At 71.6% G+C, this 15,180-nt stretch carries 11 protein-coding genes; 2 read left to right on the forward strand and 9 right to left on the reverse strand.

The annotated features are described in order from the left end of the window. Positions 1–3: 3 nt before the first annotated feature. Genes ACQ859_RS25470 through ACQ859_RS25480 form a run of 3 tightly spaced genes read right to left on the reverse strand, consistent with a single transcriptional unit; the run spans position 4 to position 6,921 of the window. Positions 4–3,156 carry an EAL domain-containing protein gene (locus ACQ859_RS25470; protein ID WP_431263303.1) on the reverse strand — a complete coding sequence of 1,051 codons (3,153 nt, stop codon included), beginning with the start codon at positions 3,154–3,156 and terminating at the stop codon, positions 4–6. Further along, positions 3,156–3,842, reverse strand: a complete 687-nt coding sequence (locus ACQ859_RS25475; RefSeq protein ID WP_431263304.1) for a FecR family protein — start codon at positions 3,840–3,842, stop codon at positions 3,156–3,158. The genes ACQ859_RS25470 and ACQ859_RS25475 overlap by 1 nt, the downstream gene beginning before the upstream one ends. A gap of 34 nt (positions 3,843–3,876) precedes the next feature. Beyond that, on the reverse strand, positions 3,877–6,921 hold the full coding sequence (locus ACQ859_RS25480; protein ID WP_431263305.1) for a CHAT domain-containing protein: 3,045 nt from the start codon (positions 6,919–6,921) through the stop codon (positions 3,877–3,879). Between the two features lie 434 nt (positions 6,922–7,355). Here ACQ859_RS25480 and ACQ859_RS25485 point away from each other — a divergent pair, with 434 nt between their 5' ends. Next, the gene (locus ACQ859_RS25485) at positions 7,356–8,324 is read left to right on the forward strand and encodes a hypothetical protein (RefSeq protein WP_431263306.1); all 969 of its coding nucleotides are present in this window, start codon (positions 7,356–7,358) and stop codon (positions 8,322–8,324) included. A 40-nt stretch (positions 8,325–8,364) separates the two neighbouring features. On the opposite strand, the gene ACQ859_RS25490 is transcribed toward ACQ859_RS25485, so the two are convergent. The 6 genes from ACQ859_RS25490 to ACQ859_RS25515 all read right to left on the reverse strand — a co-directional run bounded on the left by ACQ859_RS25490 (position 8,365) and on the right by ACQ859_RS25515 (position 14,284). Then, entirely contained in the window at positions 8,365–9,564 is a 1,200-nt protein-coding gene (locus tag ACQ859_RS25490) for an MFS transporter (RefSeq protein WP_431263307.1), read from the reverse strand. Further along, positions 9,561–10,955, reverse strand: a complete 1,395-nt coding sequence (locus ACQ859_RS25495; protein WP_431263308.1) for a DNA recombination protein RmuC — start codon at positions 10,953–10,955, stop codon at positions 9,561–9,563. Before ACQ859_RS25495 ends, ACQ859_RS25490 begins: the two co-directional genes overlap by 4 nt. Positions 10,956–10,968: 13 nt before the next feature. After that, positions 10,969–11,952, reverse strand: a complete 984-nt coding sequence (locus ACQ859_RS25500; RefSeq protein ID WP_431263309.1) for a 2-hydroxyacid dehydrogenase — start codon at positions 11,950–11,952, stop codon at positions 10,969–10,971. 109 nt (positions 11,953–12,061) lie between these two features. Beyond that, positions 12,062–12,781: a nitroreductase gene (locus ACQ859_RS25505; protein WP_431263310.1), complete on the reverse strand. Its 720-nt coding sequence runs from the start codon at positions 12,779–12,781 to the stop codon at positions 12,062–12,064. Further along, on the reverse strand, positions 12,778–13,248 hold the full coding sequence (locus ACQ859_RS25510) for an acyl-CoA thioesterase (protein ID WP_431263311.1): 471 nt from the start codon (positions 13,246–13,248) through the stop codon (positions 12,778–12,780). Before ACQ859_RS25510 ends, ACQ859_RS25505 begins: the two co-directional genes overlap by 4 nt. 97 nt (positions 13,249–13,345) lie before the next feature. Next, positions 13,346–14,284, reverse strand: coding sequence for a histone deacetylase family protein (locus tag ACQ859_RS25515; protein WP_431263312.1), 939 nt, complete (start codon positions 14,282–14,284; stop codon positions 13,346–13,348). A gap of 219 nt (positions 14,285–14,503) precedes the next feature. Between ACQ859_RS25515 and ACQ859_RS25520 the strand changes: the two genes are divergently transcribed. Beyond that, positions 14,504–15,061, forward strand: a complete 558-nt coding sequence (locus ACQ859_RS25520; protein ID WP_431263313.1) for a phasin family protein — start codon at positions 14,504–14,506, stop codon at positions 15,059–15,061. Positions 15,062–15,180 lie beyond the last annotated feature (119 nt).

Raw genomic sequence — 15,180 nt, forward strand, 5'->3', positions numbered from 1 at the left:
GGCCTAGGCCGGCGGCTTCCTCCACGGCACCGTCTGGATGAGCCGCTTCGCCTCCTCGGGCGGCAGGGCCTTGGCGAACAGCCAGCCCTGCGCGACCTGCACGCCGAGCGTCTCCAGCAGCGCGGCCTGTGCCTCCTCCTCGACGCCCTCGGCCAGGGTCTGCTTGCCGAGCGCGTCGGCGAGGCCGACGATGGTGCGCACGATCTCGCGCGACTCGCGACCGGCGCCCAGCCGCATCACGAAGCTGCGGTCGATCTTGAGCGTGTCGAACGGGAAACGGTGCAGGTAGGCGAGGGACGAGTAACCCGTCCCGAAATCGTCGATCGACAGCTTGAAGCCCATCCGCGCCAGTTCCTGCAGCACTTCGGCGCTGCGCTGCGGATTGGCCATCGCCATGCTCTCGGTGACCTCGAGCTTGAGCTGCGAGGCCGGCACGTCGCCCAACGCCTTGAGCGTCTCGCGCGCGTCGTTGAGCAGCTCGTCGTCCCGCGCCAGCTGCACGCCCGACACGTTCACCGCGATCTCGCCCTTGAAGCCGATCTCGCGCCAGCGGCGCAGCTGCAGCGCCGCCTCGATCAACGTCCAGCGGCCGATCTCGACGATCTGGCCGCTCTCCTCCGCCACGGGGATGAAGTCGCCCGGCATGACCAGGCCCCGGCTCGGATGCTGCCAGCGGATCAACGCCTCGAAGCCGAGCAGCGCGCGGTCCGACAACCTCACGAAAGGCTGGTAGTGGAGCTGGAACTCCCCGGCCGCCAGGCCGCGCGCGATGTTCTCCTTCACCCAGCGCCGCGACTGCTCGACCAGTTGCTGCGCCGGATCGAACAGCTTCGCGTGGCCGGCGCCGGCGGCCTTGGCGCGGGCCAGCGCGCTCTCCGCGGCGGACATCAGGTCGTCGGGGCTAAAGTTGCCTTGTCCCGTGTAGGCCCAGCCGGCGCAGGCGGTGAGGCGATGCGCCCCGGTGCGCGCGGTCGTCGACGGCGCGGCCGGGACCGCGTCCGCCTCCGCTGCCGCCACGTGGTCGGCGGCATCGACCAGGAATGGCTCCTCGATGCGCGCCAGGGCCCATTCGGGCACGCGATCGACGAGCGCGCCGGCTTCGATGCGGGCCTCGAAGAGCACGCCGAACTGGTCCGCCCCCAGCCGCGCGACGACGCGCCCGGCCCGCGATGTCCGGCCCGTTCCCCCGGCCAGGCGTCGCGCGCTCTCGACCAGCACCGCGTCGCCGGCCAGCAGACCGTGACGCTCGTTGAAAGCGCGGAAATCGTCCAGGCCCACCAGCACCACGGCGACCGGCACGCCGGGCGTCGGATTCGCCAGGCGCTGGGCGACCAGTTCGACGAACAGCGCGCGATTCGGGAGTCCGGTGAGCCGGTCGTGCATCGCCTCGTGCGCCACCTGCGCCTGCAGCCGTTCGTTCTCGCTGATGTCGGTCAGCGAGCCGGCCATGCGCACCGGCTTGCCACCCTGTCGCACCGCCACGCCGCGCGCCAGCAGCGCCCGCGTCTGACCGCCCTGCGTGAAACGGAGCACATGGTGGAACTGGAAACTGCGGCCTTGCAGATGCGCGTCGAGATCGGCACGGAAGAGTCCCGCCGCCGGCTCGTCGAGCGGGCGCGTGAAACGTCCGATGCCTCGCGCGGCGTCCGCAGACGCGCCCCGCCTGCCGCGGCGCCAGAAGGCGCGCTTCGCGCCGGCAGGGGCCTCGTCGGGCGCCCGCGCGTCGCCCATCAGCGCCAGCCAGCGCGCCGAGACATCGAGCCGGTCCGACGGGATGTCCCAATCCCACAGACCGTCGTTGGCGCCCTGCGCGGCCAGTGCATAGCGTTCCTCGCTCACCGTCAGCCGCCGCAACGCCTCTCGCCGGCGTGACTGGTCGGCCAGCGCGCGCAGCGTCAGCGCGGCCAGGCTTGCCGCCGCCACCGCCAGCAGCGGGTAGGCCAGCGACAGCACGAGGTGCGCCTCCTCGAAGGCCCACTGCGCGCCGTAGACGCCGCCACCGACCAGCAAGGCCACGACGGGCAGACCGCGCCAGAGCGATCCTCGCGCGAGCAGCAGCGCGCACAGCAGCGGCAGCACCAGCAGCGCGCCCGACTCCGCGAGCGGTGCCCACGGCGGCCGCGTCAGCGTGCGTCCGGTCAGGAGGTTGTCGACGACGGTCGCGAGCCGCTCCATGCCGGGCAGGCCGGCGTCGAAGGGACTCGGGAAGTGGTCGCCGGCGCCGAGCGCCGACACGCCGAGGATGACGATGCGGTGGCGCAGCAGGTCTTCGGGGACCTTGCCGTCGACGAGGTCCGCCATCGACACCGATGGGAAGGTACCGGCCGGGCCGTAATAGTTGACGCCCTGCCTCGACAGCAGATCCAGCGGCACGTGCAGCGTGCCCCAGCGGATGTCGCGGCTCCAGCGCAGCGTGGCCTCGGACCACGGCTGGCGCATCGCGTCGCCGGCGATGCGCACGGCCAGCGACGGATAGACCTCGCCGCCCAGCGGCAACGCCGGCAGGTCGTGACGCAGCGCGCCGTCCATCTCGCGCTCCGCCTGGACGTGGCCGAGCGACTTCGCCGCCGACAGGAGCGGCTCCGGCGGTGCGTCGGCACGCTCGGGCAGCAGCGCGCTGCGCGGCGCCCCTTCGGCACGCATGAAGGCCTGCGACAGCAGGACGGGCGAGGCGTTTCCGGCGGGCGCGGAGGCGGCGCGCGCTGCTGCAGCTGCAGCCGCCGCGTCGTTGCCGTTGCCGCTGACGTTGGCTGCAGGCGGCAACGCGAGCGGCAACAGCACCGGCACGCCGCCGCGCATCGCGGCCGCCAGTGCCGCGTCGCTGTCCGGCTTCGCGTCGAGCAGCAGCATGTCGACGGCGATCAGGCGCGGCTTCGCGGCCTGCAGTCGCGTGATTACCTCGGCGAGCAGCGGACGCCCCGGTGCCATGCCGCCGAACCGCGCGGCACTGGCGTCGTCGAAACGCACCAGCGTGATCGGATAGGTCGTGCCCGGCGCGAGCCGGCCGCGCCATTGCGCCTGCGCGTCCTGCACCACACCGTCCAGGCGAGCCAGCGGCCCGGCCTGGAAGCGCGAGAGCCATAGCATCCCCACCGCCGCCGTCACCAGCAGCGCGACGATCAGTTGAGCCCAGGTCCAGCGCGACGGGACCCTCATCAGACCCCCGACAAGCGGTCCAGCGCCGCGCGGACCCGGTCCGCCGGCCATTGCGTCGCGGCGCTGCAGCCCTGCGACACCTCGCAGTCCGTGCAGCCGGCGCGGTCGACGACGACCGGCAGTTGCGCGCCCAGTCCGCGGGTCCGTCCGGCGGCGCGCGGCCCCGGCAGCACGGCCACCTGGCCGGACTGCACGTGCACCGAGGTCTGCTCGTTGTCGCCGACCTCCACGAGGAACTCGGTGCCGCGCACCGCCGTCACCGCCGACGGCGTGCGCACTTCCCACTTGCCCGAGCCCGACGGCGTGACCTTCTGGCCCAGCAGGCCGCGCTCCAGCAGCAGGGACACGTCACGGGCGCCCTCCGCATAACCGGGCATGACGCCCGTGCCGGCGTCGATGCCGAGGTTCAGCCGGGTCAAGGTGAGTTGGCTGCGATCGCCGACGACCAGGCTGGATCCGTCGGGGCAGCGCAGCCGCACGCGGCCGTTGTCGCCGGTGCGCAGCTGGGCGCCCTCGCCCACCCTGTCGCCGAGCCTCAAGGGCTGCGCCTGGCCCGCGACGACGCGTGTCGCGTCGCCCGCCAGCGCGGCGACCTCGCAGGCCTGCGCCCGCGCAGCCAGCGAGACCATCGTCATCGCCGCGATCAGCGCGGCGTCCCTCATCGCATGTTTCATCGTTGTCGTCATGGTGTGCTCATCCCAGGTGCGGCGGTCGACATCATCACTGCGCCGGGTCCCCGAACAGCGCGTAGGCCGCCCAGTAGTAAGGATGCGTCCAGCGGCCCTGCCCCTCCTGGCCGTCGGCGAGTTGCAGCTGCGCCCGACGCAGGCCGCCGGCGCGCGTGTCGGCCGGCTGCAGCGCGGCGCCGCTCAACGCCGCGGCGGACGCGGACTCCACCGCCCAATGCGTCGCCAGCACCGAGCGCGCGCCGGCGAAGAAGAAGCCGCGCACCAGGCCTGACATCGCCGCGCCGCCCTGCTCGCCGGCCGCCGTGTTGCAGGCGGAGAGCAGCACCCACTGCGCGTTCAGGCGCAGGGTCAGCACGTCGTCAAGTTCCAGCAAGGGCGAGGCGGCGTCGTCGGCCTCGGCCGCCAGCGCCAGCGCCGGCTTGGAGATGCCGGGCAGTTCGCCCGGCATCAGTCCGTGGGTCGCGAAGGCGAGCACGCGACGGTCCGCCAGCGGCGTCGCCAGCACGGCGCTGCGTGTCGCCGCAGTGCCCAGTCGCAGATCGGCGGCTGGATCGGCGCCGAGCGCACGTGCGATCGACAGCAGCTCCGCGCGCGTCTCCGGCAGCGGCGGGATGTCGGCATAACGGAAGCCGAGTTGCGCGTCGTAGCGGCTGGCCGCACGCGTGGGCATCGGCGCGAGCAGGTGCAGCGAGCGGGCGCTCGACTTCGGCGCCTGGGCCTGGGTCGAAGTCGAAGTCGAAGTCGAAGTCGAAGTCGAAGTCGGGATGGTGGTGGCCGCGCCCGCGCTCCGATCAAACACCGGATCCCCGAATCCGAGCAATGCCTGGGGCGCCGCCGCCGGCGGACCGGCACGGCGCAGGGCCTGCAGCGAGGCGCCCGACGGCAGCTGCACCACCGCCTGCTGGCGCAGCAACCAGGCCACGGGACGGCCGGCGGCGGGCGCTTCAGTCACGAGGGCTGCCAGCGGCAGCCCGGCCAGCGGCCCGTCGCCCGCAACGATCAGCGTGTTCAGGCCCTGCCGGTTCAGCGGCGCGAGCAGATCGCGATACAGCGCGTGCAGCTCCGGCAGCGCCTGTGCAAGCGGAACCTCGCGCCCCGCCGGCATCGCGCTGAGGTCGAGCCGCTGACGCAGCGCCTTCACCCGTCGGGCCAGCGCGACCGCGCCTTCGGGCACCGCGCGGAACTGCGGTGTCGCGTCGGCGCGCAGCAGCCAGACCAGCGTCTGTTCATCGAGCGCATGCACGATCAGCAGTCCCTCGCCGGCCCGCAGCCTGCCACTGAGCGCGACGGCACCCGGCGTCGCCGGCGTGATCAGATCGGCATAGGCGGGATAGGCCGCGGCCAGTTGCTGCCGTTGCACCGCGAGCGTCTCGCGCGCGCTGGCGGCCACCCCTTGCTGGGCCTGCAGCTGCTGGCGCAGCGCCTTCAGCGCGTCCTCGCGCGGCTTGCGCTGCTCCTTCGGCAGGGCCTTGAAGGCTTCCCCCGACACTTCCTTGCGCAGCCTGTCCTCGTCCGCGATCAGCGCGGCCACCTGCGCATACTGCCCCGACGCGGCCTTGCGCAAGGTCTGCTCCCGATCGATCAGACCGCGCAGTTCCGGCGTCGCCGCCAGCATCCGCGCCGTGCTGTCGGCCAGCGCGCGCTGCGTGCTGCCGAGCTTGCGCCGGTCGGCGATCTGCAGCGCGCGATCGACGACCGCCGGAGGCAGCGCCTCGCCCGTCACCGCGCGCCGGGCCGCATGCGCGAGGAACTCGTCGAAGGCCAGCCCGAGCACGAAACCGCGGAAGCCGCGCGCGTCCAGGTCCACCCAGCCGTCGCTGCGGTCCAGCGTCGCGGCGAAGAGCTGCTCGTAGTCGCCCATCGCGCCGCCCGTGTCCCCGCGCAGCAGCCGCACGACGGCGCGCACGCCGGCGCTCTCGCGCGTCTGCGGATGGTCCGGCCCGTAGATCCGCGTGCGATAGCGCAGCGTGCGCTCGGCGATCTCCAGGGCCTCATCCAGCCGCCCGGCCTTGGCCGCGAGCAGCGCGCTCAACCGGTTGTCCTGCGCGCGGCTGCGCGCCACGCCGTCGGCACCGAGCTCGTCGAGGAACTGGCGATAGGCCTGATCGGCCTCGGTCCAGCGCTTGAGGCCGAGCAACGCCCGCACGATCTCCTGACGGGCGAGCCAGCGCGTCTGGCTCGCCGCCGAGGCGTTCGCCTTCGCGAGCATCGCCTCGGACTGCCGTGCGGCGGCCAGCGCCTCCTCGTGCTGCTGCGACGCGTTGAGCGCCGTCGCGGCGCGGTAGTGCCAGCGCGCGCCGGGGCCTTCCTCGAGCTGCCCCGCCCGCCACAGCGCCAGGTTGTCCTGCGCGATGTCGGCGGCCTCGCGCGTGCGCCCCTGCGCGACCAACGCGTAGACCAGCATCCCCTGCGAGCCGTCCAGCCAACCCTGCCACTGCCGCAGCGTGTCCGCGGCGACACCTGGCCCGTTGCCGGAACGCAGCAGTTCCCGTGAGCGGGCGACCGCCTGACGCAAGGTGGCGACCGCCGCCGCGCCATCGCCGGTCAGGCGCTCGACCTCGGAGCGCACCTGCAGCCGGTCGATCGTCAACGGCAGTCCGGGCTGCAGCTTGAGCGCCTCGGCCGCCAGCGCGTCGGCCCGGCTCCAGGCCCGCAGCATCACGAGGCGATCCTGACCGCCGTTGGCCAGGAAGTAAGTCTGGCGCAGCGCGACGCCCGCGCGCGCGGCAGGGCTGAGCTGCCTGTCGGCCAGCAGCGGCTCGCACGCCGCCAGCGCGGCGCCGGAGCTGCCCCAGGTGTACTCGGCGATCAGGTAGAGCCGGATCCAGCCCTCGCCATCGGGCCGGCCGCGGCCCAGCGTCATCAACGCCTTGGCGATCTCGATCTGGCGGGCGCGGTCCTCGATCCGTCGCGCGGCCGGCCACTGACGTTGAAGCTGCGCGTAACGCGCGTCCGGTGCGTCGGACAGCGGCTCGGCGAGCAGGCGGCGGGCCTCGTCGACGCTCAACGCGCCCTGCGGCTCCTGCGGGTCCACTTCCTCGGCGGCGGAGGCGCCGGCGGGGTCTTCCTGGGCCATCGCCGGTCCCACCGACGACGCGCCCCCCACGAGGATCACGAGCGCAAAAGCCCGCGCGCCGGCGGACCACGACCTGACGACGCGGAACCTCCTCATCCCCTGACAGTCCGGCGCGCATCGACGCCGCGTCGGTGTCCGGCGCGTTCCCAACATCTTGTGCGGCTCCTGCCCGGCCTGCGCCGGGCTGACGGCCATCCTAGGCGAAGGTCCGCGGGCGCCCAACACCGCGAGTGCGGTGTTGAACGCGGGGCCCGACCCGACACCGCGACGGCGTTGCCGAAGGTCTCGTCGACGGCCCGCCAACCGGCGCCGATCTCCGCGGACGACCGCCGACAGCGCATCCGCACGGGGCGACGCGGCCTTGTCCGACAGACCACCCCGCTCGCATCTCTTAAGGTGAATCAACGGCTCTCTGGCCCGCGATGGAGTTCGCCATGCGTTCCTTCCCGCACTGTCCCCACCCGTCGTTCGGACGGATGTTCCGGCACTCGAAGCCCCCGTCGCCGCATCACGGCGTGATGTTCTGGGTCGCGCACGCCGCGGTCCTGCTGGGCCTGCTCCTGATTGCCACCGAGGTGTCGGCACAGCAAGGTGCCGGGCTGCGCGCGCAGTACGACCAGCTCGCGCCGCAACTGTCGAAGAGCCCGTTCCAGAAGCCCATCGTGCTGAGCTCGGCGGATGACACCGAACACCCCACCGGCGAGATGCATGCGGTCGTCGACCATCCGTTCGGGACGCTGTCCGGCGCGCTGCGCGATGCCGACGCCTGGTGCGACCTGCTGACGCTGCCGGCCAACGTCAAGCGCTGCGCTGTCGAGGACGATCAGGCGCCGGGCGCGACGCTGCACATGGCCGTCGGCCGCAAGTTCGACCAGCCCATCGAGGACGCCTACGCCCTCGACTTCCGCTTCCAGGTCCTGGCGGCACAGCCGCAGTACCTGCTCGTCGAGATGAGCGCGAACAAGGGACCGATGGGCACCAGCAACTACCGCCTGACGCTGGAGGCGGTGCCGATCGATGCGAAGCGCTCGTTCGTGCGGCTGCGCTACGCCTACGTGAACAACTTCGCCGCGCGCGTCGCGACCAGCGCCTACCTGTCCACCTCGGGCCGCGACAAGGTCGGCTTCACCGTGGTCGGGCGCGACGACGACGGCCGGCCGCGCTACGTGGGCGGCATCCAGGGCATCGCCGAGCGCAACACGATGCGCTACTTCCTGGCGATCGAGTCCTACCTCGACACGCTGCCGACGCCCGCCGACCAGCGGCTCGACCGGCGGCTGCGCGACTGGTTCGCGGCCACCGAGCGTTATGCGCGCCAACTCCACGAGCAGTCGCTCGAGGAGTACGTCGCCATGAAGCACAAGGAAGCGCGCCGGCAGGTCGCCATCGCCCCCGGCGAATGAGTCGGACGAGGCGACCGAGGTCCGTGACGCGACCGGCGAATCAGGGCGCGCGCGCCGGCGATTCGATCTGACGGGCCGCCCATTGCGCGCCGACCAGGATCGACGCCATCAGCCACAAAGGCGCGGCCGCGACGCTCGCGGCGGCCAGCACGCCGAAGCCCAGCGGCATCGCGACGGTCGCGCCGTTGGCGGCCAGCATCCGCAGTCCGAGCGCCTGGCCGTGGCGGTCCGGCGGCGTGACCTGATGCATCGTCGCGAGCACCATCGGTTGCACCGCGCCCAGCGCCAGTCCCAGCACCGCCGAGCCGAGCATCAGGCCGAGCGTGCCCGGCAGCCAGGCATAGACCAGCAGCGTGACGGTCGCGATCGCCATCGCGGCGCGCAGCGCCTTGACGTCGTCGATGCGATGGGCCCAGCGGACGATGGCCAGACGGACCAGCGTCGCCGCCGCGGCGAAGCTGCCCAGCACCAGGCCGATGCTCGAGGCCGACAGGCCCTTCGCATGGCCCACGACGGGCACCACGAAGCTGTGGGCGTCCCAGCACGAGGACATCGCGACGTTGACGATCAGCAGGTTGCGCAGGCCGCGGTCCTTCAACAGGTCCCAGGCGGGACGCGGCTTGACGCCGGTGGCGGCGGGCGCGGGGACGTGGCGCGGCACACGCCGCGCGATCGCCCAGGCCGCGAGCGGCAGCAGCGTCGACAGCACCAGCGCGGCGGTGAATCCCGCCGTGTCGATGACGATGCCGGTGATGACCGGCGCGAACGCGTTGGACAGCGCCGGACCGAGCGCCACCCAGCTGAACACGCGCTTGAGCTGCGACGCGTCGTGCGCCATCAGGCCCGCCTCGCGCTGGATCGCCACCGCCGCGATCGCGACCGCACCGCCGCACAGCAGGCAGCCCAGCGCGAGCAGCCAGACCCACCCCAGGACCTGCGCGCACAGCGCCAGCACCGCGCCGGCGAAGGCCATCGCGACGCCGATGCCCACCGGGCGATGGAAACCGTGACGGTCGGCCAGCCGCCCGGCCCACAGGGACAGCCCCAGCGGCGCGACGGCGAACAGGCTGAGCAGCACGCCGACGAAGCCGCCGCCGTAGCCCTGGTGCAGCACCCACAGCGTGGCGGCGACGCGCGTCGTCGCCATGCAGGCGTGCACCGCGACCAACGACGCGATGACGGCCACGAAGCCGGCACTCAGACCGGTGTAGCCCTTCGCCGCTGGTGCGTCGCCGTTCATCCCGCGGCGCCTTCGTCCTCGAGGTCCACCTCGCCGTCGGCACCGGCTCCCGCGCCGCCCCCGGCAGCGTTCGCGGCACCGGCCCCGAGCTTCAGCACACGCGCGGCCTGGTCCTCGGGCAGCGCCTCGACGGACTTCAGCTCCCGCGTCATGACGCGCGTGCGCCGCTCGGCGAGTTCGATGTTATTGCTGGCCTCGTCGAGCTTCTTCTTCGTCTTGGCGAGCACGTCGCCGAACTTGCCGAACTCGGTCTTGACCGCGCGCAGCACGTCCCAGACCTCCGCGGAGCGTTTCTCCAGCGCCAGCGTGCGGAAGCCCATCTGCAGGCTGGACAGCGTCGCGAGCAACGTCGTCGGGCCGACCAGCATCACCTTGTGCTCGCGCTGCAGCGCCTCGCTCAGGCCGGGACGGCGCAGCGCCTCGGCGTACAGACCCTCGGTGGGCACGAACAGCAGCGCGAAGTCGGTGGTGTGCGGCGGGCCGAGGTATTTCTCGCGGATGGATTTTGCCTCCAGCCGCAGCCGCGTCTCGATCGCGCGGCCGGCCTGTTCCGCCGCCGGCGCGTCGGCCCGCTCCTGGGCATCGAGCAGGCGCTCGTAGTCCTCGCGCGGGAACTTGGCGTCGATCGGCAGCCAGATCGGCTGGCCATCGTCGCGCTGGCCGGGCAGCTTCAAGGCGAACTCGACACGCGCGCCGGTGCCCGGGACCGTCTCGACGTTCGAGGCGAACTGCTCCGGCGTGAAGACCTGCTCCAGCAGCGCGGCCAGTTGCACCTCGCCGAAGATGCCGCGCGTCTTGACGTTGGTCAGCACGCGGTTCAGCGAGCCGACGTCACGCGCCAGCGTCTGCATCTCTCCCAGGCCGCGGTAGACCTGCTCCAGCCGCTCGGCGACCTGCTTGAAGCTCTCGCCCAGGCGCTGTTCCAGCGTGGCGTGCAGCTTCTCGTCGACGGTCGCCCGCATCTGCTCGAGCTTCTTCTCGTTGTCCTGCTGGATGGCCTCCAGGCGCGCCTCGACGGTGCGGCGCGTCTCGGCCAGGCCGGCCTCGTTGCGCTGACCGAGCGCCTGCAGCTGCTCGGTCATCGCCGTCGTCATGCGCGACGCGGCGGCGTCCTGCGCCTCGCGCGCACGCGCCGCCTGCTGGGCCAGCGCCTGCTGGAACTGCGTCAGCGTCGCCAGCGTCTCCTGACGGAGCCCGGCGTTGCCGCGGCTGAGTTCGTCGCGCAGCGCGCGCTCCAGGCGCTCGAGGCGTTCGCCCGACTGCTGCATCAGCGGCGCCAGCGCCGTCGCCGTGTCGCCGTCCGAAGACCGTCGCCGGGTGAACAGCACCACGACGAGAAGGATCAGGATCAGCCCGGAGAGGCTCAGCTGCAGCAGGTCGGGAAGGGACATGCGTCCGATTCTCTCAGCGCTCGAGCACCTCGGGATTCAGCGCCGTCGGGGGAATGCCGCCGGTCAGCGCGGCGATCAGGTTGTCGACCGCCAGATCGCTCATCGCACGACGCGTCGCGATCGTGGCGCTGGCGATGTGGGGCGTCAGCACGACGTTCGTGCAGGCGAGCAGATCCGGGTGCACCGTCGGTTCGCCCTCGAACACGTCCAGGCCCGCGGCGGCGATGGTGCCGGCCCGCAGCTCCGCGGCCAGCGCCGCGTCGTCGACGACCCCGCCGCGCGCGATGTTGGTCAGCGTCGCGGTCTTCTTCATCAGGCGCAGCTCGCGCTGGCCGATCAGGTGGTGCGAGGACGCGCTGTACGGCACGACGATGACCAGGTGGTCGGCGCGCCGCAGCAGCTCGTCCTTCTCCACCCATTGCGCGCCCAGCGGGCCTTCCTGGTCGGCCGGCAGCTTCGAGCGGTTGTGATAGATCACCGGCATGCCGAAGCCGAGGTGGCCGCGCCTGGCGATCGCCGCGCCGATGCGGCCCATGCCGAGCACGCCCAGCGTCGCGCCGTGGATGTCGGCGCCGGCGAACATCGTCACCGACCACTGCTTCCATTCGCCGCGGCGCAGGAAGTGTTCGCTCTCGGTGATGCGGCGCGCGGTGGCCATCATCAGCGCGAAGCCGAAGTCGGCGGTGGTCTCGGTCAGCACATCCGGCGCGTTCGTCACCACAACACCGCGCGAGGTGCAGGCCGGCACGTCGATGTTGTTGTAGCCGACGGCCATCGTGCAGATGGCCTTCAGGTCGGGACAGGCGTCGAGCAGCCTGGCGTCGATCTTGTCGCCGCCGGCGATGTACGCGCCAGCCTTGCCCTGCAGGCGGCGGATCAGCTCGTCCTGCGACCAGCCGGTGTCGCTGTCGTTGGTCTCGACTTCGAAGTGCGGACGCAGCCGGTCGACGATGTCGTCGAAGGTCTTGCGGGCCACCAGGACGCTGGGCTTGCTCATGGGCGCATCTCCTTGCAGGGAAGCACCGACTGTAGGCCGGCCGCTCCAGTGGCCCGCTCGCAAATCGCCCATGGATCGCCCACGGCTGCCGCGGATCAGCCCCGGCGTGTCACTCCAAAAATCGGGTGAAGGACGCGACCGCGTCGCGCTCGGTGACCAGCGTGTTCTCGACCGCGTCCGGATCCGCGTAGCCCAGCGACATGCCGCAGACCAGCTGCTGTTGGGGCGTGAGACCGAGTTCCTCCGCGATCACGCGATGGAACTGCGTGAACGCGGCCTGCGGGCAGGTGTGCAGTCCGCGGCCGCGGGCGGCGACCATCAGGTTCTGCAGGAACATGCCGTAGTCCAGCCAGCTGCCCTGCTGCATCACGCGGTCGATGGTGAACATCAGGCCCACCGGCGCGTCGAAGAAGCGGTAGTTGCGGCCGTGCTGCTCGTGCATGCGCAGCTTGTCGCCCTTGGTGATGCCCAGCAGCCCGTACAGGTCCCAGCCGACCTTGCGGCGGCGGTCGATGTAGGGCGAGACCCATTCGCGCGGGTAGTAGGCGTACTCCTCGCCGTGCGTGGCCAGTTCCTCGGGATCGTCGTAGGCCGACTGGATGCGGGCGACCAGCCGGTCCTTCGCGGCGCCGGTCAGCACGTGGACCTGCCAGGGCTGCGTGTTCGTGCCCGACGGCGCGCGGGCGGCGACGGCCAGCAGTTCCTCGATCAGTGCGCGCGGCACCGGCGTCGGCAGGAAGGCGCGCATCGAATGCCGCGTGACGATCGCGGCGTCGACCGCGGCGGACTGCTCGGGCGTCGGCGTGACGAAGGGATCGGGGAAGGTCATGGCATCTCCAGCGCGCTGAGCGCTTTCACGTAGGACTCGGGCAATTGCGCCACCGGGCGCCGCGACGCGCGATCGACATACACATGGACGAAATGGCCGCGTGCCGCGCACAGCGGCTCGCCCTCGGCGAACAGGCCGATCTCGTAGCGGACGCTGGACCGGCCGCGCTTCGCGACGCGCAGGCCGGCCTCGACCTGCTGCGGGAAGGCCAGCGACGCGAAGAAGTTGCAGTGCGTCTCGATGACCAGGCCGATGACCTCGCCGTGGTGGAGGTCCAGCGCGCCCTGCTCGATCAGGTAGCGGTTCACCGCCGTGTCGAACAGGCTGTAGTAGACGACGTTGTTCAGGTGGCCGTAGAGGTCGTTGTCCATCCAGCGCGTCGGCACCGGAAGGAAGCGGGCAAAGGCCTCGCGCGGCTCGGGGGCCGGGCGTGTCTCGACGGTCGAGGCGGAAGGGTCGGCGGTCATGGCGCCGATTCTTCCACCGCGGCGAGGGGTCAGGTGTCGCGTGGGCTACTGGCGGCAGCGGACGGCCGGCGTCACGCAACGCCGGCCGTCCGCACCGTCAGCCGTTCCGCCAGCGCGCCCAGGTCTGCGCGGCGGCGTCCAGCGTCCGCATCTGCACATCGACCGTCACGTTCAGGTCCTCGCCGTACCCGCCGGCCATGCTGAGCGCGACCGGGATGCGGCGCTCGAGCAGCGCCTCCAGCACGATCCGGTCGCGGCGCAGCAGGCCCTCGGCGCTGAGCTTCAGCCGCCCGAGCCGATCCCCTTCATGCGGGTCGGCGCCGGCCAGGTAGAAGACCAGCCCGGGCGGACGATCCGCCATCCGCCGCCAGACCTCGGCGAGCGCCGCCTCCAGCGCGTCGAGGTAGACCGCGTCGCCGCAGGCGTCGGGCAGGCCGACGTCCAGGTCGCTCGCCTCCTTGCGGAACGGGAAGTTCTTCTCCCCATGGATCGAGAGCGTGAACACGCTGTCGTCGTCGCGGAAGATGCTCGCCGTGCCGTTGCCCTGATGGACGTCCAGGTCGACGACCAGCACGCGCAACCCCGGGCGCTCCGGATGTCGCCGGTGCCATTCGGCCTGCATCAGCCGCGCCGCGACCGCGACATCGTTGAAGACGCAGAAGCCGCTGCCCTTGTCCGCATACGCATGGTGCGTGCCGCCCGCCAGGCTGGCGGCGACGCCCTCTTCCAGGGCGGCCCGCGCGGCGGCGATGGTCGCCCCGACCGAGCACAGGGAGCGCCGCGGCAGGCCCGGCGCCCACGGGAAACCGATCTCGCGCTGCTCGGCCGCGCCGAGCGTGCCGTGCAGGACGGCGTCGATGTAGTCCGGGGTGTGGACCAGTGCCAACGCTTCGGGACCGGCCGCTTCGGCCACCTGGGGCCGCATCACGCCCGGCGCCCGCTCCACCCGCTCACGCAGCATCTGGTACTTGGACTGCGGAAAACGGTGGCCCGGCGGAAGCGCCAACGTCAAATGGTCGTAATGGAAGGCGAGCATGGTCCGACCCTAGCAGAGCGCCCGCAACCCCGCAGCGGCGGGCCTCCAGGGCCGTGCCGGGCGGCTTCGCCCGGACTTTGCTGCATTGCACAAAAAGTGCTTGCAATCATCGGCGGCAGTCCTATACTGATTCCATGCTGCACCGCAACAAACGTGTGGCGACGGCGCTCAGCCCGCCGCGTTGTCCCCGGCTGACCTCATTCCTCAAGGAGATTTCGCATGCTGACTGCTGACCAAGTGCTCGACCAACAGAAGAACCTGCAAGCCTCGTGGTTCGGCCTGACCGCCAAGGCCTTCGAAGGCTATGAAAAGCTCGTCGAGCTGAACCTGCAAGTCGCCAAGACCGCGCTCGGCGAAGCCGCCGAAACCGCCCAGCAAGCCATCACGGTCAAGGATCCGCAGGAACTGTGGGCCCTGCAGACCGCGCTGCTGCAACCGTCGGCTGAAAAGGCCGTCGCCTACAGCCGCCACCTGTACGACATCGCCACCTCGACCTCGTCGGAATTCGTCAAGCTGGCCGAGTCGCAAGTCGCCGACGCGCAGGTCAAGTTCGGCGCCGTCGTCGACAACGCGACCAAGAACGCTCCGGCTGGCACGGAAAATGCTGTTGCTTTGGTGAAGTCGGCGGTGGCCGCGGCCAACAACGCTTACGAAAGCCTGCACAAGGCCGCCAAGCAAGCCACCGACATCGCGGAATCCAATTTCAACGCCGTGACCAGCACGGCGGTGAAGGCGACCCAGACCGCCGCCCGCAGCGCCAAGCGCGCCGCGGCCTGAGCGAACGAGTTGCCGTATCGGTTGTCTCCTCGGTACCCAAGGAAGTCAAGCTTCCCAAGTGCCCTTCAAAGCCCAGCGCATGCTGGGCTTTTTTCGCCTGTACGGTCGCCCCATTTCCG

This window comes from Roseateles chitinivorans (assembly GCF_050632235.1).
GTDB classification, from domain to species: Bacteria; Pseudomonadota; Gammaproteobacteria; order Burkholderiales; family Burkholderiaceae_C; genus Roseateles; species Roseateles chitinivorans_A.